A 25642-nucleotide genomic window follows, 5' to 3' on the forward strand; every position below is an offset into this window, starting at 1 on the left:
CCCAAGGGTCATTGGATTTTAAGTCCAACGTGTCTACCAATTCCACCACTTCAGCTGGTATATGTATATGTTTTTGACTGCTTTCTTAAAATAAACCTCGCTAATAAAAGCGAGGTTTAGTACTGAAGGCGGGACTTGAACCCGCACGACCCAAGGGTCATTGGATTTTAAGTCCAACGTGTCTACCAATTCCACCACTTCAGCGTGATTTGATTGCATTACAATCAAACTTGGTATATTTTTTAAGAAAGTCTCAGAGCGAAAGACGGGATTTGAACCCGCGACCCCCACCTTGGCAAGGTGATGCTCTACCCCTGAGCTACTTTCGCGTAGTCAAAAATTATTTTAAAGAACGTTGCATTGCTTTCAATGCGGGTGCAAATATAACACCTTTTTTTAAACGGCAAAATAATTTTTTAATTTTTTTATATTTCGATTACTATTTTTTTTTATGGTCATTAAAGAAGAAAGAAATATCTTTGCGAAAAATAAAACTAGAAGTGGATTCTATCTCACCAGTACATATTAAACCCTCTTTCAAATCAATGTTTAACGATTTTAAACAATTAACCAAGGTTGGTTTGTCTATAAGTGTTGTTTTTACATCAGTTACAGGTTATTTGTTGGGGGCAGAAACAATTGATTATACTATAGTTTTATTATTGTCATTAGGAGGGTACTTAATGGTAGGTGCATCTAATGCATTTAACCAAGTTATAGAGAAAGATATTGATTCGTTAATGCAGCGTACTAAAAATCGCCCTTTGCCAGCAGGTAGAATGAGCGTAACGGTAGCGTTAACAATTGCAATTGTTTTTACGATTGCAGGTATTGGTATATTATATGTAATAGATCCTAAATGTGCTTTGTTTGGTGCAATTTCTATTTTTTTATACACAAGTGCTTATACGCCTTTAAAGGCTGTAACACCTTTAGCTGTTTTTGTAGGTGCCATTCCTGGTGCAATTCCTTTTATGCTAGGATGGGTTGCTGCAACAGGCGAGTTTGGTGTTGAAGCTGGTTTTTTATTTATGATTCAGTTTTTTTGGCAATTCCCACATTTTTGGGCAATAGGTTGGTTACAGTTTGAAGAGTATAATAAAGCAGGTCTTCATATGCTTCCTATGGATAAAAAAAACAAAGGAGCTATTGTGCAAATAATTTTTTATACCTGTATTATGATTTTAATGTCGGTTGCTCCGGTTTTAAAAGTAACAGGTAGTTTTTACATTTATCCATTAACAGCAGTAATAGTATTATTGCTAGGTGTGTTAATGTTGTATTACGCTTTTCAATTATACAAATCAGAAGAAAATACAGATGCTAGAAAATTAATGCTAGCCAGTGTTTTTTATATTACAATCGTACCCATAATTTATGTGGTAGATAAATTTTTACACTAATGAGTAAACAAACGTTACAAGAAGAATTAAAAGCAGGTAAGAGAAAATCAGCAAAACCAATGTTATGGGTTTCGATGATTAGTATGGTAATGTTTTTTGCAGGATTAACAAGTGCTTATGTTATAAGTATGAAGCGTGATGATTGGGTTAGTTTCGATTTACCTCAAGCTTTTTATATTAGTACTGTTTTAATTGTGTTAAGCAGTATTACCTTAATTTTCTCTCAAAAATTTTTAAAAAAAGATAATTTAAAAGCTTCATTAGGGCTTTTATTGGTCACTTTAATATTGGGTTTAGGGTTTGTATGGTATCAATATGTAGGTTTTAATGAATTAAAATCTGTAGGGTTATATTTTACCGGGCCAGAGAGTACTGTGTCTACATCTTTTATATTAGGAATAACATTTATGCACGTTTTACACCTGTTAGCGGGTATAATTGTGCTCTTGGTGGTTATTTATAATCATTTTAAAAAGAAATATTCAGCATCGGATATGCTTGGGTTTGAGCTAGGTGGAATCTTTTGGCATTTCGTAGATGTTTTATGGATTTATCTATTTTTCTTTTTCTATTTCATAAGATGATGAAAAATGCGTAATTTTGGCGCACTGTTTTAACAAAAATTAACAAAAAGAGATTTATGGAAGCAAATAATGCTGTAAATTCTGATAACAAAGAAACTTGGAGCGGAGGTGGTGAAAAACCATTTGGCGCTAGTTATGGTAAAATGATGATGTGGTTTTTCATCGTTTCTGATGCATTAACTTTTTCAGGTTTTTTAGCAGCGTATGGTTTAACACGTTTTAAATTTATTGATTCATGGCCAATTGCCGATGAGGTGTTTACTCACTTTCCGGGACTACATGGTGTACATGCACCGATGTATTATGTTGCGCTAATGACATTTATTTTAATTATATCATCGGTAACAATGGTATTAGCTGTTGATGCTGGTCATCAAATGAAAAAGAAGAAAGTAGCTTGGTACATGTTTGCTACCATTATTTTCGGAATTATTTTCGTTGGATCTCAGGCATGGGAATGGAAAAATTTTATTAACGGTTCTTACGGAGCGGTTAAAACTTCTAACAATCATATTTTACAGTTTGCAAAGCAAGATGGTGTTGATGATGAAGGTAAACCTAAGTACCATCAAATCGCTTTAGCTGACTTTGTACATGTTGAGAGAAAAGATGATAGAGTAGAGCATACTCGTGAAAACGGATTGTGGTTTGAAAAAGAAGAAACAATTTCTCAGTATTCAGTAGCACAAGTTCAAGAAGCTTTTAAAGCAGATCCATCTTTGTTAATTAGAACAGAGCAATTAAACCCTGAAACGAAGCAAAAAGTAATTTTATCAAGAGCAGAAAGTTTAGCGAAATTAGCTTTAGCAAATCAAGTTGTTGAAGGAGCAAACTTAGAGGTGAATGAATATGGTAATCCAATCTTTGCAGATTTCTTTTTCTTTATCACAGGTTTTCATGGTTTTCACGTATTATCAGGAATCATCATTAATATCATTATCTTCTTTAACGTTGTACTAGGTACATACGAGCGTAGAGGACATTATGAAATGGTAGAAAAAGTAGGTTTATATTGGCACTTTGTAGATTTAGTTTGGGTATTTGTATTTACCTTCTTCTACTTAGTATAATTTAAAAGCGATATTAAAAATGGGTCACGCACACGAATCAAATAAAAAAAGAATTTGGATTGTTTTAGCAATCTTAACAATTATAACGACTGTAGAAGTAGCTTTTGGTATTGTTAAACCAGATGCAATGCATTTACATGGATGGGGAACGAGCTGGTTAAACTGGTTTTTTATCATCTTAACGCTAGTAAAAGCATACTATATTGCTTGGGCATTTATGCACTTAGAGGGTGAAAAAACATGGTTTAGAAGAGCAATTGTTTGGGTATTAGTCTTTTTAGTTTCTTATCTATTATTTATAGTTTTAATAGAAGGAGGTTATTTACATGAAACATTGGCGCCATTAGTAAAATGGTAATCAAATAATATTTTTAAAAAAAGGTGGTTTTAACCACCTTTTTTTGACTTTAATTAGAACTGAAATGGGTAAAGCTAAAAAATTTATTGTCTTGTTTGCACTATTTATAGTGCCATTGTTATTCTATGTATTATTACAATTAGGAACACATAATTTTGGGAAATTACCAATAGTATCTAAAGATGTTATAGATATTTCTTTAATTGATAAAAGCATTTCTTTTGATAAAAGAGTTACCGTAGTTACTTTTTTAGGAAACGATATTAACTTCGTAAAAGGAGAGGTTTATAATTTAAAGGAAAAAATTTACAATAATTTTTCTAATTATGTAAGTTTTCAAATGATTTCTTTAGTTGACGAGAGTCAAAGAGAAGCAGTAGAAGACTTGAAAAAAATGTTAAGTGTTAATACCGATTTAACTCGATGGAACTTTGTATTTGCTTCTCCTGAAGAGATGCAGGCGTTACATGAAAGTTTTAAAACTAAAAGTACCTTAGATGAAAATTTTCATTCACCAAAAGCTTATATTATAGATAAAGAACTTAATTTAAGAAGAGGTAAATCAACTATTAATAGTTTAGAAGATAAAAACTTATTTGGCTATACAATGAAATCTGTAGCAGAACTTAAAAACGATATGATTGATGATATCAGCGTTGTTTTAGTAGAATATAAGTTAGCATTGAAGAAGAATAACAGTAGTGATGATCGAAGAAAAAACAGCATTTCAAATGAAAAAAAATAAATATTCATACGTAGGTATTTCTTTTATTATTTTATTGTTTGGTATCTATGCCGTACCAAAGATTATAAAACATTTTCAAACTGCTGATTTACACAAATTCAATAAAGTTCCTGTTTTTGAATTTATAAATCAAGATGGTAAAACAATTACGAATAAGAATTTTGATGATAAGGTTTTTGTTGTCGAGTTTTTCTTTGCTACCTGCCCAACAATTTGCCCTTTAATGAATGCTGAAATGGTTACCATTCAGAATGAATTTATGGGGAATCCTAACTTCGGAATCGCCTCTTTTTCTATCACACCAGAAATTGATACTCCAAATCAATTAAAAATGTACGCCCAAAAAAATGGAATTAACCATAAAAATTGGCACTTACTAACTGGCAAATCAGAAGAGACAGTATATGGTTTATCTAACGAAGGTTTTAAATTGTTTGCAGGTAAAGGAGAGGTTTCTCATGGCGGATTTGAACATTCAGGTTTATTTGCTTTAGTTGATAAAAATGGATACATACGTTCTCGTTATGACGAACATGGAAACCCGATTATGTATTATCGCGCATTAGATGAACACGGTTTTGGAAATCAAATTACAGAATTGAAACAGGATATTAAATTATTATTGAAGGAATAAAATGAATACTGAAGAAAAAAAATATAAAAGATTAATAACCATCGTTTCAATTGTAATTCCGTTAGCTGTTGCAGCTTTATTCGGAATTAAAATTCCAAACGTTGAGCCGTTGTCATTTTTGCCTCCAATATATGCGAGTGTAAACGGATTAACAGCAGTATTATTAGTAGCGTCAGTTATTGCAATAAAAAAAGGAAATAAAAAGTTACACGAACAATTAAATACCTTAGCAATTATCTGTTCAGCATTATTTTTAGTGATGTATGTAGCGTACCATATGACCTCAAATTCTACTAATTTTGGGGGTGAAGGAGTAGTAAAATATATTTATTTTTTTATTTTAATAACTCATATTATACTATCTATCGTAGTAATTCCTTTTGTTTTAATAACGTTTATGAGAGCACGGTTAGGGAATTTTCCTGAGCATAAAAAAATAGCAAAAATTACTTTTCCTTTATGGTTGTATGTTGCTGTAACTGGTGTAATTGTATATTTAATGATATCTCCATACTATGTATAAAAATTTTTCAATTATTGTTCTGCTAATTCTTTCCGCAAGTGCATCAGCACAATGTGCTATGTGTAAGGCAGTTGTTGAAGGTGGTAGTGAGGATATTGCTGAAGGAGTTAACAACGGAATCACCTATTTAATGGTTTTTCCATATATCTTAGTGGGTACTTTAGCATACTTTATTTACAGATATAATAAAAAGACAAAAAATAAAACTTTAAACTAAGAGTTTTTGTAACAAATTCTATTTTTAGTCGTCATATAAAAAAATCTAAAAAGTAATTGTTCGATTTTGTGACTATTAACGTTCATAATCAAACAGTTAAAAAGATTTTAATTTTCGTAATTATCTCTCATATAGGTAATTATGTTTTGTTTCTTTTTTGGAACACAAATTGACTAACTATAATGAACAAAAAAATATTCGTCTTGAAAACAAAATTTGTATTAGTAGCAGCTTTATTTACAACGTTAGCTGGTTTTTCTCAGAAACAATGGACACTTAAAGAGTGTGTTACTCACGCACTAGAAAACAATATTACCATAAAGCAGAATCAGCTTAATATTGATATTGCAGAAACAGATGTTAAAAATGCCAAAGGAAATAAATTACCATCTTTAAATGCTTCTACAGGAGGTAATTTAAGATTTGGTTCAGGTTTTGATCCTGTTACAAACAACAGAGTTTCTACAAGTAACTTTGGTGGTTCTTTTGGTTTGTCTTCGGGTATTACTGTTTTTAATGGTTACAGAGTTTTAAATACCTATAAACAAGCACAATTAGGTGTAGAAGGAAGTAAGTTAGATTTACAAGTAATTGAGAATGATATAGCTTTACGAGTTGTTAATTCTTATTTAAATGCTTTGTTTGCTAAAGAAAACTTACTTGTAGCAACAACTCAAGCAACTATTAGCCAGAAGCAAATAGAGAGAGCAAAAGCACAATTTGATGCTGGCGCAGTTCCTAAAAGCGATTTGTTAAACGTACAGTCTACCGCGGCAAATGATGCACAAAACGTAATTACTCAAGAAAATGCTTTGAATTTAGCATTACTTAATATATCACAGTTATTACAAGTGCCTTTTAATAATTTTGATGTAGCGAAAATAGAAATAGATTCACCATCTTCAGCAATGTTATATAGTACTTCAGAAGAGGTGTATAAAAAGGCTTTAACAAATAGGCCAGAAATTGCTAGAGCAAAATTAAATATTAAAAATGCAGATCTTTCTATTGCAATCGCAAGATCGGCATATATGCCATCTGTAACAGCTTCGGGTAGTGTTGGAACAAATTATGGATATAATTTAGACTTACCAACAGGTTTTTCTAATCCTGATTTTTTAACTCAATTAGATAATAATTTAGGTTATGGAGTTGGTTTTAATGTTAATATTCCGATTTTTAACGGTTTTAAAACGGATGCTAGTGTGCAACGTTCTAAAATTAGTAAGCTAATTACAGAAACAAGATTAGATAGCCAAAAATTACAATTACAACAAACAATAGAGCAATCTTATCAGGATGCAAAAGCAGCGGCAAAATCATTTGAGGCATCAGAACTTTCACTAAGAGCACAGAAAGAAGCTTTTAAAAATGCACAGGTAAGTTATGATTATGGTTCTATGACACAATTTGATTATGATCAGGTTCGTAATCGTTTAGTAAACGCTGAAGGAACAATGATTAGAGCAAAGTATAACTACGTATTTACAACCAAAGTATTAAAGTTTTACTACGGAGAAGATATTCTATTAGATTAAAAACATAATCAATATTTTAATAAAACTCATCGCTTTTTAGCTGATGAGTTTTTTGTTTTTTAAGACTATCTTTGCTCAAAAATTTACAACTTGGCATTGATACTTAACATAGAAACTGCAACTAAAAATTGTTCGGTTAGTTTGGCTAAAAACGGAGAAGTTTTAGCTATTAGAGAATTAAATGATGGTAATTATTCTCATGCAGAAAAATTACACCCTTTTATTCAAGATCTTTTAAAAGAAGCTAACGTAATAACAAGTAATCTTGATGCAGTAGCAGTTAGTAAAGGTCCTGGGTCTTATACAGGGCTTCGCATAGGAGTTTCTGCAGCAAAAGGAATGTGTTTTGCTATTGATAAGCCATTAATTTCTATAGAAACTTTAAAATCACTTGCACATAGTATTTCTATTGAAGAAGGATTGATAGTGCCATTACTAGATGCGCGAAGAATGGAAGTATATTCAGCTGTTTATAATTCAATTTACGAGCAAGTAAGAGAAATTAAAGCAGAAATAATTACTGAAGATTCTTTTAAAGAGGAATTATCAAAAGGAAAAGTTTATTTTTTAGGTGATGGAGCAGCTAAATGTAAAGAGGTAATTATTCATGATAACGCTGTATTTATTGAAGATGAATTTCCGTCAGCCAAAGAAATGGCAGTATTGAGTTACAATAAGTATAAAAAAAACGACATCGAAGATGTCGCTTATTTTGAACCCTTTTACTTAAAAGATTTTATTGCTATTCCTGAAAAAAAGAAAGTTTAACCTTGTTTCTGAATTTCAACAGTATGTGGATAAGGAATGTCTATTCCAGCTTCGTCTAATGCAAGTTTTACACTTTCGATAGTTTCAAAATGTACTTCCCAATAATCTTCAGTTTTTACCCAAGGTCTAACTGCAAAGTTTACAGAACTATCTGCTAACTCAGATACTTTTGCAGTCGGTGCAGGATCTTTTAATACTTTAGGATTAGAAGTTAAAACTTTCATAAAAACTTCTTTAGTCTTTTTAATATCGGCATCGTAAGAAACACCAAAAGTTAAATCTACTCTTAAGTTTCCTTCTGCAGTATAATTAATAATGTTTCCGTTAGATAATGATCCGTTAGGAATAATAGCTAATTTATTGCCAGGAGTATTTACATGGGTTTTAAAGATTTGTATTTCTTTTACGACACCAGTTATTCCTTGAGCTTCTATTAAATCACCAATTTTAAACGGCTTAAACATCATAATTAAAGCACCACCAGCAAAATTAGCAAGTGATCCTTGTAATGCTAAACCAACGGCTAAACCAGCGGCTCCTAAAATAGCAGCAAAAGATGTAGTTGCAACACCTAGTTGAGATATAACGGTAACAAACAATAAGGCTTTAAGTGACCAGCTAACTAAATCACCTAGAAACTTTTGAAGCGTTAGATCGACATTTTGTTTGGTCATTACTTTTTTAGAAAGCTTAACCATCATTTTAATCATAAACAAACCAATAACTAAAATAGCAATAGCCGTTATAAGTTTTGGAGTGTATTCTATTAATAAAACTTGAAGTTCATCTAAATATTCTTTCATGTATATAATTTAAAAATTAATAAATAAAGTTAGTATCGAGTACTATTTCTTTTATGTGACTGCAATTTACAGCATCAACAAGACAATACCAATTAAAGCAGGTACAGATTGAATAATAAAAATTCTAGGCTTTTTTGTAGAATAAGAACCATAAATACCTGCTATAAAAACACAAGTTAAAAAGAAAATAGCGACATCTGTTTTTTGTGAGCATATAGCCCAAATTAAACCAGCAGCTAAAAAACCATTATACAAACCCTGGTTTGCTGCGAGTACTTTTGTTTCTTCAGCAAATTCTTTATTTTTTAAACCAAACGTTTTTATTCCTTTAGGTCTTGTCCATAAAACCATTTCTAAAATCATAATGTATATATGAATTAAAGCAACCAACCCTGTTAAAATATATTGTGAAATATTCATGTTGTAAATAAAATTATAAGATTAAGTCATTAAAAAATCAAATTTAAAAATTAATACTCATTCATAAAGGAATAATCGCAATGTTAAATTAATGTTATCTAAATGTTTGTATTGTGTAAATATTTTTATATATTTGGATTATAAGTGTTAATTATAAAAATTTAGATATGAAAAAATTAATAATAGCAGCTTGTATTTTATCAGTATCATTACTACAAGCTCAAGATATAGAACCAAAATTTGAAAAATCAGGTGATTTAGTAAAAGCAACTTATTTTTATAAAGATGGTAAGGTAAAAGAGCAAGGGTTTTTTAAGGATAAAAAATTATCAGGAACTTGGACGTCTTTTGATGCCAGTGGAAATAAAAAAACAATTGCACACTACAATGCTGGTAAAAAAGTAGGGAAGTGGTTTATGTGGAAAGAAGATGGTTTAAAGGAAATTGATTACTCAGATAATGTTATAGCGAGTGTTCAGACCTGGAGAGAAGAAACAAAAATGGCAGTTAAATAGTATTTAGTTAGTTTATTGATTTATATAAATAACCGAGTTTTTTACTCGGTTATTTTATTTTCTACCAAAATCAGCAGGAATCTCTCCCCAAGCCTTCGTTTCCCATTTTAATATTGGGTTTGTAAAGGTGTTTTCTTTGAGCCATTTTTCGGCACGTTTTATTAGATCTAAAATCTCTTTATTACTGGCGTCAAAAGTTACGTTAGTTCTACATTGTTTTTTTTTAACCCAACTCATTGCTGTTCTAGAATCTGAATAAATAGGATAGTTGTCCATTTTTTTATTCTTTAAGAGCGCAATTCCGTGCACCAAAGCCAAAAACTCACCAATATTATTGGTTCCTTTTTTATAAGGTCCCATTTTAAAGATTTCTTTTTTAGTTTTTGTTAAAACTCCTCGGTATTCCATTACGCCAGGATTTCCAGCACAAGCAGCATCTACAGAAATACTTTCTAAATCAGGAATTCCGCATTTGGCTTTTTCTTCAGCAGATAAAATAACTTTTTTAGTGTCTTTACCTATGTATTCATTATAGCTTTTTGTAAAAGCAATTTCAGCAGCAGTTTTGTCTATGAAGGCTTTATACTGTGCGTTTTCAAAACCTGTGATTTGTTTTTTGCAAACATCCCAAGAGTTAAAAACACCTGTTTTTTTACCTCTCCAAACAACGTAGTATTTTTTCTTTTTAGACATTTTGTAAAATTATATTTTCAATAACTTTAGGGAAATGCTCTTGTTCTAACAGGTGAATTTTATTTGCAATATCAGTAGTAGTATCGGTATTTGTAAGTGCAGTTTTTGTTTGAGAAATAATAGCACCTTCGTCATAATTCTCGTTTACATAATGAATTGTAATTCCCGTTTCTGTTTCATTATTTTCTTTTACAGCCTTATGAACATTCATGCCATACATGCCTTTTCCGCCGTATTTCGGTAATAATGCAGGGTGAATATTAATTATTTTATTAGGAAAAGCAGCAACTATTTTAGCAGGAATACGCCATAAAAAACCAGCGAGTATAATTATATCAGCTTCAACATGTAAAAAGTTTAAAACAGTATCTTCTTTCTCAAAATTTTCTTTATCAAACAAAGATGCATTTACATTTAAACGTTCGCATCTTTCAAAAACCTTGGCATGTTCATTGTTAGATAACACGTGAGTAACAGTAGCAATATTGGAATTTTGAAAGTGTTTTATGATGTTTTCGGCATTAGAACCAGAACCAGAAGCAAAAATTACGATACGTTTCATGATAAATAGAAGTATTTTGTTACTACAAAAAAAAGAATAATTATTAACAACGGTGGTGTTTGTAGCAAAATATTCAATATTTTTTTTATATTAGACCACACATTTTCGAGCAAAAGTTAGAATTAATAACTAAGATTTGTATTTTTGCATCGATTTTAAATTTTAAAACAAACAAATTATGTCAGACATAGCATCAAGAGTAAAAGCGATTATCGTAGATAAATTAGGAGTAGACGATAACGAAGTAACAAACGAAGCAAGCTTCACAAATGATTTAGGAGCAGATTCTTTAGATACTGTTGAATTAATCATGGAATTCGAAAAAGAATTTGATATCCAAATTCCAGACGATCAAGCAGAAAACATTGGTACAGTAGGTCAGGCAGTAAGCTATATCGAAGAAGCTAAAAAATAATATTTATATGCAATTAAAACGAGTTGTAGTAACTGGACTTGGCGCATTAACGCCAATAGGAAACAATATAGAAGAGTATTGGGATAGCTTGGTTAACGGAGTTAGCGGAGCTGCGCCTATAACGTATTTCGATGCTGCCAAGTTCAAAACTCGTTTTGCATGTGAGTTAAAAAACTTTAACGCAACAGATTTCATCAACAGAAAAGATGCGCGTAAAATGGATAGGTTTACGCAATATGCTATGGTAGCTTCTGATGAAGCAATAGTAGATTCGAAACTAAACCTAGACGAAATTAACAAGTTTAGAGTAGGAGTAATTTGGGGAGCTGGTATTGGAGGTTTAGAAACTTTTCAAAACGAAGCTATGGAGTTTGGTGCTGGAGACGGTACACCAAGATTTAACCCATTTTTTATTCCTAAAATGATTGCTGATATCGCACCAGGTCATATTTCTATTAAAAATGGATTTATGGGACCTAATTATACAACGGTATCTGCATGTGCATCATCAGCAAACGCGATGATCGATGCATTAAATTACATAAGACTCGGACACTGTGATGTTATTGTAACAGGTGGTAGTGAAGCTGCTATTACATATGCAGGTGTTGGAGGTTTTAATGCAATGCACGCACTTTCTACAAATAATGAAAACTATAAATCAGCCTCAAAACCTTTTGATGGCGAACGTGATGGTTTTGTTTTAGGAGAAGGAGCAGGAGCGCTTGTGTTAGAAGAATACGAACATGCTAAGGCACGTGGAGCAAAAATTTATGCAGAAGTTATTGGTGGAGGAATGTCATCTGACGCTTACCATATGACAGCACCACATCCTGATGGAATTGGTGTAATAGCTGTAATGAAAAATTGTCTTGAAAATGCAGGTTTAAAGCCAGAAGATGTAGACCATATTAATACACATGGTACTTCTACACCTTTAGGTGATGTTGCAGAATTAAAAGCGATATCTGAAGTTTTTGGTGAGCATGCTAAAAACATCAATATTAATTCAACAAAATCTATGACAGGACACTTACTTGGTGCTGCTGGAGCGGTAGAGTCGATTGCTTCTATATTAGCGATGGAACACGGAGTTATCCCTCCAACAATTAATCATGTAAATGTTGATGAAAATATCAATTCTGAGTTAAACTTAACGTTAAACAAACCTCAAGAGAGAGAGGTTAAAGTAGCAATGAGTAACACGTTTGGTTTTGGTGGTCATAATGCTTGTGTAGTATTTAGAAAATTAGATTAATTTCTTATGAATTTTCTTCGTAGAATAGTTAAGCCACAAAATAAAGAGGATGAAAATTTTTACTACGAATTAAAAGAGCTGCTCAACTTTAAACCTATAACACTTTCACATTATAAGAAAGCGTTTACACATAGGTCATTAAAATTAGTGGATGAAAAAGGACGCCCCATTAATTACGAACGATTAGAGTTTTTAGGTGACGCTATTTTAGGGTCAGTAATGGCATCTTACCTGTATAAAAAAGTTCCGGAAGGAGATGAAGGATATTTAACTCAAATGCGATCTAAAGTTGTAAGTAGGGCACATTTAAATACTTTAGGTAAAGATTTAGAATTACTTCGTTTTGTAAAAAGTAACATTCCACCAGCTAATATTAGTAATAATATTTACGGTAATATATTTGAGGCACTAATTGGTGCTATTTATTTAGATAGAGGTTATAATTATTGTAATCAATTTATTTACGATCAAGTAGTATTGCCTTATGTAGATATTGAAAGGTTAGAGGGAAAAATATCTAGTTATAAAGGATTTGTTATAGAATGGTGCCAAAAGAATAAGAAAAAGTATAAATTCGAATCATACGAAGATTCCGGAAACCAAAGTAAGAGACACTTTAGTGTGCGCGTTAGTATTGATGGAAACATTATAGGTAAAGGAAGAGCTACCTCTAAAAAGAAAGCCGAAGAAATTGCTGCAAAAAGAGTATATTTTGCAATGCAAAGTCAAATGGAAAATTCTTAACATTAGTACGAAAACGTTTTCATAAATTTCACATTATATTTTAGATACATTCAGTAATTTAGCCAAAAGCAAATAGTTGTTTTTATGGCTACTTATACATTGAATATTAACGAGTTTTGTGCAAGTGATTATGCATTAATAGGTATTCATACGGTACTTAATGAGTATAAACTAGCGTATTTACTAAATAAGTATTTACATACCAGTTTTAGTAAAGCGAGTTATGATTTAGATTTCACAAAAAAAAATACGCAATCTTTTTACTCGGTATATGAATATACAAATACAGAGTTAGATAACGATTGGTTTTTAATAGCCAATGTTTATAAGTTAACCCAAAAAACAGTAGCAACAGGTTTTTTCTCTGAGAGCGACTCAATAACACATCTTGTTCCTGAGAAAAAAAAAGTTGATTTCTTTTTAAAAATAGAAGGAGATTTTGATTTAGAATACATTGTGAAAACAATTGATATGATAAATAAAATACCTCAAATTATTACTTCTTATAAAATAGAAGTAGAATCCCTAAAGTCGAAAGATTTTTTAATATTTTAAATTATGCCACATAACAAAAAAACAAAAATTGTAGCAACCCTAGGACCTGCAACAAATACAAAAGAAATTTTAGCTGAAATGGCAGCTTCTGGAGTAAATGTTTTTAGAGTTAATTTTTCTCATGCCGATTATGAAGATGTAAAACAACGTATTCGTCAAATACGAGAAATTAATGAAGAGCAAGGTTATAATGTAGCTATTTTAGCAGATTTACAAGGACCTAAGCTTAGAGTTGGAGTAATGAATGATGGAGTAGAATTAAAAGCAGGAGATACTTTTACTTTTACGACAGAAGAATGTAAAGGAACCAAAGAAAAAGCTTTTATGACCTATCAGCGTTTTCCGAAAGACGTAAAAGCAGGTGAACAAATTTTAGTTGATGACGGTAAATTATTATTCGAAGTAGTTTCTACAGATAAGAGAACAGAAGTTGTTACCAAGGTTATTGTAGGTGGTGCTTTAAAATCTAAAAAAGGAGTTAATTTACCAAACACCAACATATCATTACCAGCATTAACAGAAAAAGATAAAAAAGATGCTGTTTTTGCTTTAGAGCAAGAAGTAGATTGGATTGCATTATCATTTGTTAGAAACCCAGAGGATTTAAGAATGTTACGCGATTTAATTAAGCAAAAATCAAGATACAGAGTTCCGGTAATTGCAAAAATTGAAAAACCAGAAGCTGTTGAAAATATTGATGCTTTAATTCCGTATTGTGATGGATTAATGGTGGCTCGTGGAGATTTAGGCGTAGAAGTACCAATGCAAGACGTTCCGTTGATTCAGAAAATGTTGGTAAGAAGAGCAAAGCAAGCAAGAATTCCTGTAATCATTGCAACGCAAATGATGGAAACAATGATTGAAAATGCGGTGCCAACAAGAGCAGAGGTAAATGATGTTGCAAATTCAATTATGGATGGAGCAGATGCAGTAATGCTTTCTGGAGAAACATCTGTAGGAAAACACCCAATACGTGTTATTAAAAAGATGACAGAAATTATTGGTAGTGTTGAATTTTCTGATTTAATTAAAGTGCCACAAGAAGCACCACATATTCGTACGAACAGATTTATTACAAAATCGGTTTGTCATCATGCAGCTTTAATGGCTGATGATATTAATGCAGCTGCAATTACTACCTTAACAAATAGTGGATATACTGCTTTTCAGGTTTCAGCCTGGAGGCCAAAATCGCACGTACTAGCCTTTTCTTCAGAAAAAAGAATATTAGGTAAGTTAAATCTATTATGGGGTGTTAGAGCTTATTATTACGATCGTGAATTAAGTACTGATGATACTCTAGAAGATATTAATGAAATATGTAAAGAAAAAGGGTTTGTTAAAACTGGTGACTTTATGATTAATTTATCATCTATGCCTGTAAAAGCAAAAGGAATGGTAAACACATTACGTGTTTCTCACATAGATTAATAAACTATAAAAACCACAAAAAAGCGCTTAACTAATTTTAGTTAAGCGCTTTTTTGTTTTAAAACGTTAATTTTTTAGAAACAATAATAGCATCATTTATTATAAATGGCATTGGCATCATAATTTCACTTCGCGGTTTTAAATTCATTTTCTTATTAGATAACAAATCGTATGATATTTCATTTAATGTAATGTTAGGTTTTACGTTTTTATCAATTGTAAAAGACATCGTAATATTTTTATCTGAATTTGCCATTTGATAAATTAAAAGCGTCCCTTCATCAGCAATAAACTCTTTTCCATTATCATAAAAAGCACCATTTACTTTTAGGTTTTTTATAGGAATAGTCTCATTGTTGTTAAACTCGTATCTATTTATTTTTCTAGTAGGTGTTATCGTAAAAATTAATTTTCTTTCATTACCAATAACAACATCTTCGTTTATGGTTATAATAGAAGTGCTAAAGTTTTTGTTTGCTGTTTTTTTATGAAAACTAAAGTTCGTATTGTATTTGCTTTTTCCTTTTATAGAAGGTAGGTTTCCTTCTGTAAAATCATCTTTAAAAACTTGTTTTATAAAACCATCTAAGGTTTTGTTGTAGGTCGCCCAATAAGAAGTATCGGTGTCAGAGTTTTGTATAAAAACAATGCTGTTGGGTTTTTTATTGTCAATTGAAAACCCGCTATTAAAAGTTGCTAATCCGAAGAGAAAAATAGTTGTTAATCCTGTAATTTTTTGCCAGTTGTTTTTCCTTTTTTGTTGATGAAAAACAGGTAAAATAAATCCGAATATTAGTACCAATAAAAAAGCAGATACAAATAGTATTTTTAAACCTAATGCAACAGGAAATAATTGTAATATAGGTGCAATTATATATATTGTAGGTATTGCTATAATGGCAAATAAGGTAGCACTTGTTCTGGTATTAACATTCAGGAAAATTAAAATAGCTAGCATTAATAAAGAAGCATAAATAGGAATGATAAAAAATCCTGCGCCTGGTAAATATTGTGTTATTACATAATTTAAAACAAGCCCCATAAAAATCGGAGCGATAAATAAATCGGTAGTTTTAGCTTCTTTACAGGTGTTATATATTTTAAACAAAATCCAACTATTTAAACATACAAATGCCATTATATATTGATATCCATTATAGGTAAAACCATGTAACATATCGGCATATTGGGGATGTATCATTAAAATTAATAACCATAATCCATATGATAAACCAATACAAAGAACTAGTGCAATGGTATAAGGAATAAAACCTTTTAATAACCCGTTAATAGTTATTTTTTCTCTTTTTAATCCGAAGAAAATTAAAGCTATAAAAAATAGTAAAGCGATTATAAACATGGGTAAAACCCAAGAAAACGGATACGTTAAAAGCTTTGTAAAAGGAAAATTTACATAGATATAATCTTTATCACTATTGGTGTTTGTTAAATCAGAATTCGAAAAATAATTTAACGATGTTGTAAAGTATTCTGCTTGATGCTGTAGTGTTTCCCTATCGAGTCTTTCATAAGAATCTTGCGCTGTATGATAATCAAAGTGATCATCAATAAAGGCAAAATTAAAGCCGTTTATGTTTCCGTTTTCTCTAAAAACCGTTAAATCTGTATCGTTTGGCAATTTTTTATAGATGCTGTACATTAAAGAATTTGCAGCAGGATACTTAGGATTAGAGTTTAAAAATTCGGTTAATATTGTTTTATTCTTACCGTTTGTTTCCATTAGCATATAACTAGCACCACCACTACCTCTGGCTTCAAAATTTAAAACCAATCCAATATTTTTTGCAAGAGGATGGTTTTTCACAAAAGCCTGAGCACCGAGTAATCCTAATTCTTCAGCATCAGAAAAAAGGATAATAATATCGTTTTTAGGTTGCTCTTTTTTAGCTAAAAAAGCACGAAGACCTTCTAAAATTGTTACAACGCCAGAACCAGCATCGCTGGCACCTAGAGAAGAATGCGGATTCGAATCGTAATGCGTTAAAAGCAACAATGATTTTCCGTTTTCGGTACCTTTAATTTTGGCAATAATATTTTGGGGAGTTGTACTTGCTCTCCATTTTTTATTTATGACAGTTTTTTGTTGAATTTCAGTTTCTAATCCTAATTTATGAAGTTCGTTTACAATATAATCTTGTACTACTTTATGTTCAGGAGAACCTGTATGGTGTGTTTTTTGAGAGATGTTTTTTAAATGATAAAGCGCGTTAACTAATGAGAAATCAGTTGTTTTTAATTCTTCATCAGCAGTCATAACTGTAGGTGTTATATCGCTAAAACTCCAATAAACAGTTAAAAGAATAATTATTACTGCAATAAAATTGTTTGATGATTTCATAGTAGATTTTATGTGAGTATAAAAATAAGGAAAATTATCTTTTAAGTGGTTGAATAATTAACCGACTAAAAATGAGTATATTTAAAGTGTAAAAAATAATATTTATGGCAATTAAAAATTTTCAAGGAAAACGAACAAATCAATCAGAAAATAAAACAGAACCATTTTTGGTTTCAGACTATATGACCAAAGATTTAATTACGTTTAAAGAAAATGAATCTATAGAGCAAGTTATTGATTTATTAATTAAAAATAAAATTTCTGGTGGTCCGGTAGTAAATGAAAATAATGAGTTGGTTGGTATTATCTCTGAAGGAGACTGTTTAAAACAAATATCAGATAGTAGGTATCATAATTTACCTATTGATAAAAATAATACAGTTGAAAAAGCAATGGTTAAAAAAGTAGAAACCATTGATGGTAATATGAACATATTTGATGCTGCAAATAAGTTCTTAGAATCTAAGAGAAGGCGTTTTCCTATTGTGGAAAACGGAAAATTAGTTGGGCAAATTAGCCAGAAGGATGTGTTAAAAGCAGCATTAAAAATTAAAGGAAATACTTGGGGAAGTTAATCTTGTTTTACCAATAAAAACAATTCACTTTCGAGTTCTAAATAACCTTGATCATAGACATAGTAATAAGTGTTGCCTGTTTTTGTGTGATAAATAGAGGTAATAAATTTAAAGTCGAAACCCTTATCAAACAACTTACGTCTGCTTACTTTTGTTTTACCAGAAATATTTAAATCTGTAAGAATTTTATAGTTTTTTCGTAAGCGATTATTGGTATTTCTAATAAGGTTTTTACTGTCTTTATTTACTTTGTTATTGTAAGAATTTCGGCAATAATCTGAGCAGAATTTTTTATCAACTCTCCCAATTACTTTTTCTTCGCACTCTAAACATTTTTTATTTTCCATAGTTAGCTTTTTTAAGTTCATACCAATTTACTTTTACATCTTTGTAATTAAATTGATTTACAAACTGCAATCCGATTTTGTTTAAAATTTTATTCGACCCAATATTATTGGTGTCTGCGGCACCGTAAATAACATCATAATTCATTTTTTTAAATCCGAATTCTAAAGAAGCAAAAGCAGTTTCAGAGGCATATCCTTTACCCCAAAAACGCGGAATAAAACGATAACCGATATCCACAAAATCTTGATAACCGTTTAACGCTTCTTTTGTGCCTGTATTTAATTTTAAGCCAGACCAACCTATAAATTCTCCAGTTTCTTTTTCAATACAGGCAAATCGCCCGATACCTAACTCTTGATATTGCTGATGAATAAACTGAATATTCTCTTCAGCTTGTAGAATTGTATTTATGGGGTTTTTGCCTAAATATTCGTACACTTTTTCATTAGAATCTAACTCGAACATTCCGTTAGTATCTGTTTTTCGTATTTCTCTTAAAATTAATCGATCAGTTTCTAAATGAAATTCCATAAGTTAAGTGTTTGATAAACAAAGATATTAAATCTAATTAAACATTTACATTCATTTACAAACGAAAACAAATGATTACTAACCGTTTTTAATTAGCATGGTACTTCATCTTTGCAGTGTCAAAACGAATTGGCAAATAATAACCATTTAAAACTTATCTTATGAATACGTTAAGAAACAAAGTACAGTTAATAGGAAACTTAGGTAATGACCCAGAAATTATTACTTTAGAAAGCGGGAAAAAAGTAGCAAAGCTATCAATAGCAACTAATGAAACTTATAAAAATGCTGCAGGAGAAAAAATTACAGATACAGAATGGCACAATTTAGTTGCTTGGAATAAAACAGCAGATATTGTAGAAAAGTATTTAACTAAAGGAAGAGAAGTAATGATTGAAGGTAAATTAACATCAAGGTCTTATGAAACTTCAGCAGGTGAAAAACGTTATATAACCGAAGTTGTGGTAAGCGAACTTTTAATGTTAGGTAATAAGTAGGTTTTTAAAAATAGACACTTTTAGTAAGTTGCTGATTAATAGTGTTTTATTTTATTTTTTATGAATTTATTTAAATGTAAATTTGCACCCCCCCTTTAATAAATGAATTAACATTACATATAAAAAAATGAAAAAACAATTTTCCCTTATAGTGTTTATGTTCACTATTTTAAACTTTTATGGCCAAAACGAGGTCTGTTCAACCCCAGATGAATCTTCTATAGATATGAACAGTATATCTGTAACAAAATGTTCTATTGAGCCTGTTAAAGATTCAAATAAAAATAAAAATAGGCAGATAAAAGTTAAAATATCAGCAAACAGACGATTTTTAAAGAAAAGAAAGGTTGTAAAAATAGCACAAATTGCAAAGCCAGTAAAATTACTAGAGAATGGAATAAAGGCTAATGTTCCTGTTGAGCCAACAGAAATAATAGAAGCTAAAAAAACAGCGGTAAATGTTTCTGAAAGTATCAATAAGAATAATGGTCAAAAAGCTATTTATACTCTGAAAAAAAGTATTAATAGCTTAAAAGAGAAGTTATCGAAGGAAGAGGTTATGAAAGCATCAAAACTTTATTACGTAGATAATATTCCTACATTTAAAGGGTGTTTAAATACTAAAAAAAGTGAGGAGTTAGATTGCTTTAATGCAGAGATGATTAAACATATTAACAAGTATTTTGTTTATCCTAGTGAGGCAATTAGAAGCCAAATACAAGGTGAGGTTTGGGTTCGTTTTATAATCGATAAAAACGGTTATGTAAGAAACGTAAAAGCTATTGGCCCAAATAATGGGGAGATATTAAACGAAGAAGCAAAGAGAGTTGTGTTTGAATTACCTAATTTCAAACCAGCCAAAAACAATGGAAAAACAGTATCTGTTAAATATGGTTTTCCTATAAACTTTTCATTAGAAGAATAATTTTTCAAAACTTTATAATAATTTAAAAAATGTTAAAAAAACAATTAATGATTATTGTTTTTACTTTGTGCATTGCAACAATGTATTCACAAGTAAAAATAAAAGGAATAGTATATGATGAGTATTTAGAGCCATTTTACGGTGCTGAAATTGTAGGAGGTAATAAAGGTACAACATCAGATGAAGAGGGTGTGTTTACAATTTTATTAGATGGTAAATTTCCTCAAACAATAAATGTTTCTGCTTTTGGTTATAGAACAGAGACTATTGTGGTTACATCAGAAAATAGTGTAAATGTAATTCTTAAAGAAAATCTTTTATTAGATCAAGTAGTTATATCTGCATCAAGAGTGCCAGAGAGAATTATAGAATCTCCGGTTACAATTGAACGATTAGGTTTAACAGATATAAAAAAGAGTAGTTCAAATTCTTTTTACGACGGATTAGCCAATTTAAAAGGAGTAGATGCTAGAGAAATTAGTTATGGATACAAATCTATAAACACTAGAGGTTTCGCAGATTTTGGTAACTCAAGATTTGTGCAATTAGTTGATGGTATGGATACGGCAGCACCTGCTTTAAACTTTAGTGCAGGTAACTTATCAGGTATTTCAGAGCTAGATATTAAGAGTGTAGAAGTATTACCAGGAGCATCTTCAGCATTATATGGTGCAAATGCTTATAATGGTATTATGCTAATGAATACTAAGAACCCTTTTGATTATTCAGGAATAAGTTTCTTGTTAAAAAGTGGTACTACTAGTCAGAAAGCAGCAGGTAATAACCCTTTTTATGACGCTACAGTTCGTATGGCATATAAGTTTAGTGATGCTTTTGCAGCTAAAGTAAATTTTTCATATTACGAGGCTGAAGAATGGCATGCTACGGATTCTAGAAATAAGAAGATTGATACTAATGAAATGATTGATGGACGTCTTGATACTCCAGTGGATTATGACGGGATTAATACTTATGGCGATGAAGATTTTGCTGATTTAGCAAGCTCGACTCCAATACTTGTTTTTTTAGGTTATTTACCAGCTTCATCATCAGATCCAGACTCAACGTTTAATTTCCCTACAGGAACTCATGTAAGTAGAAAAGGATATACAGAAAGAGAGCTACTAAGAGATTATAAATCTAAGAATTTGAAGTTTTCAACATCTTTACATTACCGTCCTTTTAAAGATGAATCATTAGAGGTTATTTTAGCAACGAGATTGGCTAAGGGAGATAATATGTTTCAAGGAATAACATCAAGATTTGCACAACGTAATTATTATATAGGCCAATCTAAGTTAGAAATAAAAGGAGATAACTTTTTTGTTAGAGGATATTACACTCGTAATGATGCAGGAGATACTTATGATTTAACAAGAACAGCTCAAGGATTAAATAGATTAGCAGATGCTAAAATACCAGTTTTAGCTGGTACAACAGGTTACATACCAACTTGGGGTGATAATTATGCGGTTAACTATATAGATGCTTTAGTTTCTAATTACTCAGGACTTATTGGACCTTCAGGTAATCCATTTAATGTGAGTGATGTGGACCAGAGTGTAAGGATATTAGCTAGAGCATCAGCAGATCAATATAGATTAAACCCAGGTACGCAAGAGTTTAATAATGGGTTTAATTCAGTTACTTCAACATTGGTAACTGAAGGAGGAAGTAAGATTTATGACAGAAGTTCTTATTCGCATGTTGATGGTAATTACAACCTTAAAAGTTTATTGGATGATTGGGCTGACGTTCAGTTAGGAGGATCTTATAGAAATTACAATCCTGATTCTAAAGGAACTATTTTTAATGATGCCGTAGAAGAAATTAGTATTGAAGAGTATGGTTTTTACACGCAAATTCAAAAGAAATTTTTAGATGATAAATTAAAGTTCACAGGGTCTATTCGTTATGATAAGTCTGAAAATTTTAAAGCCAATTATTCACCAAGAGTTGCACTTAATTATGCATTAGGAGAAAGCAATGATCAAATTGTAAGAGCTTCTTTTCAGACGGGATTTAGAAACCCTACTATTCAAGAGCAATATATGTTCGCTCCTTCAGCAAGGAAAACTACTGTAGGTTCTGTTTATGACAATCTAAGAAGAATTGATGGAACTACAACAGCTGTAACGGGGGGTGATTTAATTAATAACGCATTGTTAACAAGATCAATTTATGACCAAGAGTTTATAACAAATAACCAGTTCTTAATTAAGTCAGAATACAATAGTATAGTGGCAGAAGAAGTTAAAACTTTTGAGCTAGGTTATAGAGGGCTTTTAAATGTTGCAGGGTCAAATTTATATTTAGATTTTAATACTTATTATAGTTTTCATAACGATTTTGTATTTTATCAAGATATTACTGTTCCTAATATTGGTGAAGTTATAGCAACAGGACAATTAGATGCTGATGCAAATAATGCAGTATTAATTGGTAATGTAAGTGAGTTTAATTTAATTACAAATGCTAAATCACAAGTGCACTCATATGGATTAGGTTTAGGTGTGCAAACAAAAATGTTTAAAAATTACAGTTTAGGTTTCAACTATAATTTCGCAAATTATGAAATGAAAGAGGATTTAGATTTTGGATCATTTGAGCCAAATTTTAATACACCTAAGCACACTGTAAAAGCTCAATTTGGAAATGAGAAGCTTTTTAAAAATTTTGGATTTAATGTAAATGCAAGATGGCAAGACGAATTTAGATGGGTTTCAACTTTTGTAAAAGGTCAAGTAGATGCAAGAACAGTTATAGATGCACAATTAAATTATAAAATACCATCAATGAAATCTAAATTTAAAATAGGTGGAACGAACTTGTTTGGTAAAGAATACTTTGTTGCTCCAGGAACTGGACAAATTGGTAAATTATATTATTTTTCATGGATAATTAATAACTAAGGTAACAAGAAAGTAATATTTTTATATAAATAAGCTCAGCGTTAATTTTAACGCTGAGCTTATTTTTTTATAATAAATTGAGGTGTTAAGGTTATTTAGAGAGATAAAACAGTTTTTTAAGAATGGCTATAACTCATAGAAAGCTGTATTCTTTTTCTTTGAACATCAACTTCTATCACTTTTACTTCTACATGTTGTTGCAAGCTTACATGCTTACTAACATCTTTAACAAATGTATTAGAAAGGTTAGAAACGTGTACTAAGCCACTTTCTTTAACGCCAATATCTACATAACAACCAAAGTTAGTAATGTTGTTTACGATTCCCGGAAGTATCATTCCAGATCTTACATCATCGATGGTTTTAATATGTTCGTTAAAACTAAATGCTTTTGCTTTTTCCCGCGGATCTAGTCCGGGTTTTTCTAATTCTTTTACAATATCTTGTAACGTAGGTAAGCCGAAAGAGTCAGTAATATAGTGTTGTAGTTTTAATTGTTTTAAAGCAGTTGTATTGCCTATTAAATCTGCTAATTTACAACCAGCATCTTTTGCCATTTGTTTTATTAAAGTATAACGTTCTGGGTGTACGGCAGAATTATCTAGAGGATTATCGCTGTTTTTAATACGTAAAAATCCGGCAGATTGCTCAAATGCTTTTCCGCCTAAACGAGGCACTTTTTTAATGGCAATTCTATTTTTAAATGCGCCATTTTCATTTCGATAATTCACAATGTTTTCTGCTAATTTCGGGCCAATACCAGAAACATAACTTAGCAACGAAGCACTTGCTGTATTTATATTAACACCTACTTTATTTACACAATGCTCTACAACGGTATCTAACGATTTATTTAATTTTGATTGTTCTACATCGTGTTGATACTGCCCAACTCCGATTGATTTTGCATCAATCTTTACCAATTCAGCTAAAGGATCTGCCAATCTTCTTCCGATAGAAATTGCTCCACGAACGGTAACATCATAATCAGGAAACTCATCTCTTGCAATTTCAGAGGCTGAATAAATAGAAGCTCCGGCTTCACTTATCACAAAAATATCAACGTTGTTTTTAAACGGAATACTTTTTATTAATTGTTCAGTTTCTCTTGATGCAGTTCCGTTACCAATTGCAATTGCTTCTATTTGATGTTTATCAACTAGTGAATTAATTTTATTTTTAGCTTCTGATGATTGATGTTGAGGTGCATTCGGGTAAATATTTTCGTTATGTAATAAATCACCTTGTTGGTTTAAGCAAACCACTTTACAACCCGATCTAAAACCAGGATCTATTGCTAAAATTCGTTTTTCACCTAAAGGAGAACCTAATAACAATTGTTGTAAATTTTTAGCGAATACGGTTATCGCGTTTTCATCCGCTTTATCCTTTGCAAGCGTCATTGCTTCGTTGGTTAAAGAAGGTAATAGTAATCGCTTATAAGCATCTGCAACTGCTAACTCAATTTGAGTAGCACAATCGTTTTGAGAGTTGATAACTCTATCTTCAATTTTCTGAAGCGTTCTTTCATTATCAATAGCGATTTTTACACGGATAAAGCCTTCTTTTTCGGCACGAAGAATGGCTAATAACCTATGTGACGGAATGCGGTTTAAATTCTCTTCCCATTCAAAATAATCTTTGAATTTCTGTGCTTTCTCTTCGGTTATTTTAGTTTTGATGATCTTTGTAGAAATGGAAGCATAACGTTCTAATTGATGACGGATATTGTTACGAATATCAGTACGTTCATTAATCCATTCAGCAATAATATGGCGAGCACCTTCTAAAATTTTGTCTTCCGAATCTACTGCATCATTTATATATTTCGAAGCGGTAAAACTTAAATCATTTACGCGCTGACTCATAATCATCTTCGCCAACGGTTCTAACCCGTTTTTACGTGCAGTTTCGGCTTTGGTTTTACGTTTCTTTTTATATGGAAGATAAATATCTTCTAACGCAGTAAGATCGCTAGTTTTTTCGATTTTCGCTTTTAACTCATTGGTTAAAACATCTTGTTCTTCCAGCGCTTTAAGAATTGTAGCTTTTCTTTTTTCTAAAGCTTCAAATTGTTCTTTTAACTGTACTATTTGTCCGATTTCAACTTCGTTTAAATTCCCAGTTTTTTCTTTTCGGTAACGCGCAATAAACGGAATGGTACAATCTTCATTTAACAATTCAATGGTGCTTTGAATTGATTTTTGTGAAATAGTTGTAATAGATGAAATGTAGGAAATGAGTTGCATAGAATTAATA

The 25642-nt window shown here is 31.0% G+C and carries 28 protein-coding genes and 2 tRNA genes; 20 read left to right on the forward strand and 10 right to left on the reverse strand.

Annotated elements, in window-relative coordinates:
- Positions 1–120 precede the first annotated feature (120 nt).
- Together P2G10_RS04180 and P2G10_RS04185 are read right to left on the reverse strand one after the other, a co-directional pair.
- A tRNA-Leu gene (locus P2G10_RS04180) sits at positions 121–204 on the reverse strand.
- A gap of 53 nt (positions 205–257) precedes the next feature.
- Positions 258–329: transfer RNA gene (locus P2G10_RS04185), tRNA-Gly, on the reverse strand.
- Positions 330–545: 216 nt separating this feature from the next.
- Between P2G10_RS04185 and cyoE the strand changes: the two genes are divergently transcribed.
- From cyoE to tsaB, 10 genes are all read left to right on the forward strand, one after another.
- A complete protein-coding gene (gene cyoE, locus P2G10_RS04190) occupies positions 546–1403 on the forward strand; it encodes a heme o synthase (protein ID WP_218772021.1) in 858 nt (285 codons plus the stop codon).
- On the forward strand, positions 1403–1987 hold the full coding sequence (locus P2G10_RS04195; RefSeq protein WP_218772022.1) for a cytochrome c oxidase subunit 3: 585 nt from the start codon (positions 1403–1405) through the stop codon (positions 1985–1987). Before cyoE ends, P2G10_RS04195 begins: the two co-directional genes overlap by 1 nt.
- A gap of 56 nt (positions 1988–2043) precedes the next feature.
- On the forward strand, positions 2044–3057 hold the full coding sequence (locus P2G10_RS04200; RefSeq protein ID WP_218772023.1) for a cytochrome c oxidase subunit 3: 1014 nt from the start codon (positions 2044–2046) through the stop codon (positions 3055–3057).
- A 19-nt stretch (positions 3058–3076) separates the two neighbouring features.
- On the forward strand, positions 3077–3415 hold the full coding sequence (locus tag P2G10_RS04205; protein ID WP_218772024.1) for a cytochrome C oxidase subunit IV family protein: 339 nt from the start codon (positions 3077–3079) through the stop codon (positions 3413–3415).
- Positions 3416–3458: 43 nt separating this feature from the next.
- On the forward strand, positions 3459–4160 hold the full coding sequence (locus P2G10_RS04210; RefSeq protein WP_218772025.1) for a hypothetical protein: 702 nt from the start codon (positions 3459–3461) through the stop codon (positions 4158–4160).
- Entirely contained in the window at positions 4147–4794 is a 648-nt protein-coding gene (locus tag P2G10_RS04215) for an SCO family protein (RefSeq protein WP_275315303.1), read from the forward strand. The genes P2G10_RS04210 and P2G10_RS04215 overlap by 14 nt, the downstream gene beginning before the upstream one ends.
- Before the next feature lies 1 nt (position 4795).
- Positions 4796–5317: a DUF420 domain-containing protein gene (locus P2G10_RS04220; RefSeq protein WP_275315305.1), complete on the forward strand. Its 522-nt coding sequence runs from the start codon at positions 4796–4798 to the stop codon at positions 5315–5317.
- Positions 5310–5534 carry a hypothetical protein gene (locus tag P2G10_RS04225; RefSeq protein ID WP_218772028.1) on the forward strand — a complete coding sequence of 75 codons (225 nt, stop codon included), beginning with the start codon at positions 5310–5312 and terminating at the stop codon, positions 5532–5534. The genes P2G10_RS04220 and P2G10_RS04225 overlap by 8 nt, the downstream gene beginning before the upstream one ends.
- A 203-nt stretch (positions 5535–5737) precedes the next feature.
- On the forward strand, positions 5738–7072 hold the full coding sequence (locus tag P2G10_RS04230; protein WP_275315306.1) for a TolC family protein: 1335 nt from the start codon (positions 5738–5740) through the stop codon (positions 7070–7072).
- A 90-nt stretch (positions 7073–7162) separates the two neighbouring features.
- Positions 7163–7840 carry a tRNA (adenosine(37)-N6)-threonylcarbamoyltransferase complex dimerization subunit type 1 TsaB gene (tsaB, locus tag P2G10_RS04235; RefSeq protein ID WP_218772030.1) on the forward strand — a complete coding sequence of 226 codons (678 nt, stop codon included), beginning with the start codon at positions 7163–7165 and terminating at the stop codon, positions 7838–7840.
- On the opposite strand, the gene P2G10_RS04240 is transcribed toward tsaB, so the two are convergent.
- Both P2G10_RS04240 and P2G10_RS04245 read right to left on the reverse strand, forming a co-directional pair.
- Positions 7837–8643, reverse strand: a complete 807-nt coding sequence (locus P2G10_RS04240) for a mechanosensitive ion channel family protein (protein ID WP_218772031.1) — start codon at positions 8641–8643, stop codon at positions 7837–7839. The two genes, tsaB and P2G10_RS04240, sit on opposite strands and share 4 nt — an antisense overlap.
- A gap of 66 nt (positions 8644–8709) precedes the next feature.
- On the reverse strand, positions 8710–9063 hold the full coding sequence (locus tag P2G10_RS04245) for a DUF1304 domain-containing protein (protein ID WP_218772032.1): 354 nt from the start codon (positions 9061–9063) through the stop codon (positions 8710–8712).
- A gap of 167 nt (positions 9064–9230) precedes the next feature.
- Here P2G10_RS04245 and P2G10_RS04250 point away from each other — a divergent pair, with 167 nt between their 5' ends.
- Positions 9231–9578, forward strand: a complete 348-nt coding sequence (locus P2G10_RS04250) for a toxin-antitoxin system YwqK family antitoxin (protein ID WP_218772033.1) — start codon at positions 9231–9233, stop codon at positions 9576–9578.
- A gap of 54 nt (positions 9579–9632) precedes the next feature.
- Here the strand turns inward: P2G10_RS04250 and P2G10_RS04255 are convergent, their stop codons facing one another.
- Both P2G10_RS04255 and purN read right to left on the reverse strand, forming a co-directional pair.
- Positions 9633–10271 (reverse strand): ribonuclease H1 domain-containing protein, encoded by a 639-nt coding sequence (locus P2G10_RS04255; RefSeq protein WP_218772034.1) that lies wholly within the window; start codon positions 10269–10271, stop codon positions 9633–9635.
- Entirely contained in the window at positions 10264–10833 is a 570-nt protein-coding gene (gene purN, locus P2G10_RS04260) for a phosphoribosylglycinamide formyltransferase (RefSeq protein ID WP_275315307.1), read from the reverse strand. Before purN ends, P2G10_RS04255 begins: the two co-directional genes overlap by 8 nt.
- A gap of 178 nt (positions 10834–11011) precedes the next feature.
- Here purN and P2G10_RS04265 point away from each other — a divergent pair, with 178 nt between their 5' ends.
- From P2G10_RS04265 to pyk, 5 genes are all read left to right on the forward strand, one after another.
- A complete protein-coding gene (locus P2G10_RS04265; protein ID WP_068702406.1) occupies positions 11012–11248 on the forward strand; it encodes an acyl carrier protein in 237 nt (78 codons plus the stop codon).
- A gap of 7 nt (positions 11249–11255) precedes the next feature.
- The gene (fabF, locus tag P2G10_RS04270) at positions 11256–12506 is read left to right on the forward strand and encodes a beta-ketoacyl-ACP synthase II (protein ID WP_275315314.1); all 1251 of its coding nucleotides are present in this window, start codon (positions 11256–11258) and stop codon (positions 12504–12506) included.
- A 6-nt stretch (positions 12507–12512) separates the two neighbouring features.
- Entirely contained in the window at positions 12513–13250 is a 738-nt protein-coding gene (gene rnc, locus P2G10_RS04275) for a ribonuclease III (RefSeq protein ID WP_275315315.1), read from the forward strand.
- Positions 13251–13334: 84 nt separating this feature from the next.
- Entirely contained in the window at positions 13335–13805 is a 471-nt protein-coding gene (locus P2G10_RS04280) for an IPExxxVDY family protein (RefSeq protein WP_275315317.1), read from the forward strand.
- 3 nt (positions 13806–13808) lie between these two features.
- Entirely contained in the window at positions 13809–15236 is a 1428-nt protein-coding gene (pyk, locus tag P2G10_RS04285) for a pyruvate kinase (RefSeq protein WP_218772039.1), read from the forward strand.
- 58 nt (positions 15237–15294) lie between these two features.
- On the opposite strand, the gene P2G10_RS04290 is transcribed toward pyk, so the two are convergent.
- The gene (locus tag P2G10_RS04290; protein ID WP_275315319.1) at positions 15295–17595 is read right to left on the reverse strand and encodes a M20/M25/M40 family metallo-hydrolase; all 2301 of its coding nucleotides are present in this window, start codon (positions 17593–17595) and stop codon (positions 15295–15297) included.
- Between the two features lie 104 nt (positions 17596–17699).
- Between P2G10_RS04290 and P2G10_RS04295 the strand changes: the two genes are divergently transcribed.
- Entirely contained in the window at positions 17700–18170 is a 471-nt protein-coding gene (locus tag P2G10_RS04295; RefSeq protein ID WP_275315320.1) for a CBS domain-containing protein, read from the forward strand.
- Here P2G10_RS04295 and P2G10_RS04300 read toward each other — a convergent pair.
- Positions 18167–18517, reverse strand: coding sequence for a hypothetical protein (locus tag P2G10_RS04300; protein ID WP_218772042.1), 351 nt, complete (start codon positions 18515–18517; stop codon positions 18167–18169). The genes P2G10_RS04295 and P2G10_RS04300 overlap by 4 nt on opposite strands.
- Positions 18507–19049: a GNAT family N-acetyltransferase gene (locus tag P2G10_RS04305; protein ID WP_275315321.1), complete on the reverse strand. Its 543-nt coding sequence runs from the start codon at positions 19047–19049 to the stop codon at positions 18507–18509. Before P2G10_RS04305 ends, P2G10_RS04300 begins: the two co-directional genes overlap by 11 nt.
- 161 nt (positions 19050–19210) lie before the next feature.
- Here P2G10_RS04305 and P2G10_RS04310 point away from each other — a divergent pair, with 161 nt between their 5' ends.
- From P2G10_RS04310 to P2G10_RS04320, 3 genes are all read left to right on the forward strand, one after another.
- Entirely contained in the window at positions 19211–19546 is a 336-nt protein-coding gene (locus P2G10_RS04310; protein WP_275315322.1) for a single-stranded DNA-binding protein, read from the forward strand.
- A gap of 127 nt (positions 19547–19673) precedes the next feature.
- Positions 19674–20471: an energy transducer TonB gene (locus P2G10_RS04315; RefSeq protein WP_275315323.1), complete on the forward strand. Its 798-nt coding sequence runs from the start codon at positions 19674–19676 to the stop codon at positions 20469–20471.
- A gap of 29 nt (positions 20472–20500) precedes the next feature.
- Complete coding sequence (locus P2G10_RS04320; protein WP_218772046.1) at positions 20501–23383, forward strand: TonB-dependent receptor plug domain-containing protein; 2883 nt, start codon at positions 20501–20503, stop codon at positions 23381–23383.
- Between the two features lie 116 nt (positions 23384–23499).
- Here the strand turns inward: P2G10_RS04320 and P2G10_RS04325 are convergent, their stop codons facing one another.
- The gene (locus tag P2G10_RS04325; RefSeq protein WP_275315324.1) at positions 23500–25632 is read right to left on the reverse strand and encodes a Tex family protein; all 2133 of its coding nucleotides are present in this window, start codon (positions 25630–25632) and stop codon (positions 23500–23502) included.
- Positions 25633–25642: the final 10 nt, after the last annotated feature.

This window comes from Tenacibaculum bernardetii (assembly GCF_029125915.1).
Taxonomy (GTDB): domain Bacteria; phylum Bacteroidota; class Bacteroidia; order Flavobacteriales; family Flavobacteriaceae; genus Polaribacter; species Polaribacter bernardetii.

Excerpts from the sequence above, each read along its gene's own strand:
- pyk (WP_218772039.1), top strand. The coding sequence starts at position 13,809 with ATGCCACATAACAAAAAAACAAAAATTGTAGCAACCCTAGGACCTGCA.
- fabF (WP_275315314.1), top strand. The coding sequence starts at position 11,256 with ATGCAATTAAAACGAGTTGTAGTAACTGGACTTGGCGCATTAACGCCA.
- purN (WP_275315307.1), bottom strand. The coding sequence starts at position 10,833 with ATGAAACGTATCGTAATTTTTGCTTCTGGTTCTGGTTCTAATGCCGAA.
- P2G10_RS04225 (WP_218772028.1), top strand. The coding sequence starts at position 5,310 with ATGTATAAAAATTTTTCAATTATTGTTCTGCTAATTCTTTCCGCAAGT.
- P2G10_RS04200 (WP_218772023.1), top strand. The coding sequence starts at position 2,044 with ATGGAAGCAAATAATGCTGTAAATTCTGATAACAAAGAAACTTGGAGC.
- P2G10_RS04255 (WP_218772034.1), bottom strand. The coding sequence starts at position 10,271 with ATGTCTAAAAAGAAAAAATACTACGTTGTTTGGAGAGGTAAAAAAACA.
- rnc (WP_275315315.1), top strand. The coding sequence starts at position 12,513 with ATGAATTTTCTTCGTAGAATAGTTAAGCCACAAAATAAAGAGGATGAA.
- P2G10_RS04280 (WP_275315317.1), top strand. The coding sequence starts at position 13,335 with ATGGCTACTTATACATTGAATATTAACGAGTTTTGTGCAAGTGATTAT.
- P2G10_RS04245 (WP_218772032.1), bottom strand. The coding sequence starts at position 9,063 with ATGAATATTTCACAATATATTTTAACAGGGTTGGTTGCTTTAATTCAT.
- P2G10_RS04310 (WP_275315322.1), top strand. The coding sequence starts at position 19,211 with ATGAATACGTTAAGAAACAAAGTACAGTTAATAGGAAACTTAGGTAAT.
- P2G10_RS04300 (WP_218772042.1), bottom strand. The coding sequence starts at position 18,517 with ATGGAAAATAAAAAATGTTTAGAGTGCGAAGAAAAAGTAATTGGGAGA.
- P2G10_RS04305 (WP_275315321.1), bottom strand. The coding sequence starts at position 19,049 with ATGGAATTTCATTTAGAAACTGATCGATTAATTTTAAGAGAAATACGA.
- P2G10_RS04295 (WP_275315320.1), top strand. The coding sequence starts at position 17,700 with ATGGCAATTAAAAATTTTCAAGGAAAACGAACAAATCAATCAGAAAAT.
- P2G10_RS04215 (WP_275315303.1), top strand. The coding sequence starts at position 4,147 with ATGAAAAAAAATAAATATTCATACGTAGGTATTTCTTTTATTATTTTA.
- P2G10_RS04240 (WP_218772031.1), bottom strand. The coding sequence starts at position 8,643 with ATGAAAGAATATTTAGATGAACTTCAAGTTTTATTAATAGAATACACT.
- P2G10_RS04320 (WP_218772046.1), top strand. The coding sequence starts at position 20,501 with ATGTTAAAAAAACAATTAATGATTATTGTTTTTACTTTGTGCATTGCA.
- cyoE (WP_218772021.1), top strand. The coding sequence starts at position 546 with ATGTTTAACGATTTTAAACAATTAACCAAGGTTGGTTTGTCTATAAGT.
- P2G10_RS04195 (WP_218772022.1), top strand. The coding sequence starts at position 1,403 with ATGAGTAAACAAACGTTACAAGAAGAATTAAAAGCAGGTAAGAGAAAA.
- P2G10_RS04250 (WP_218772033.1), top strand. The coding sequence starts at position 9,231 with ATGAAAAAATTAATAATAGCAGCTTGTATTTTATCAGTATCATTACTA.
- P2G10_RS04265 (WP_068702406.1), top strand. The coding sequence starts at position 11,012 with ATGTCAGACATAGCATCAAGAGTAAAAGCGATTATCGTAGATAAATTA.
- P2G10_RS04315 (WP_275315323.1), top strand. The coding sequence starts at position 19,674 with ATGAAAAAACAATTTTCCCTTATAGTGTTTATGTTCACTATTTTAAAC.
- P2G10_RS04325 (WP_275315324.1), bottom strand. The coding sequence starts at position 25,632 with ATGCAACTCATTTCCTACATTTCATCTATTACAACTATTTCACAAAAA.
- P2G10_RS04205 (WP_218772024.1), top strand. The coding sequence starts at position 3,077 with ATGGGTCACGCACACGAATCAAATAAAAAAAGAATTTGGATTGTTTTA.
- P2G10_RS04290 (WP_275315319.1), bottom strand. The coding sequence starts at position 17,595 with ATGAAATCATCAAACAATTTTATTGCAGTAATAATTATTCTTTTAACT.
- P2G10_RS04220 (WP_275315305.1), top strand. The coding sequence starts at position 4,796 with ATGAATACTGAAGAAAAAAAATATAAAAGATTAATAACCATCGTTTCA.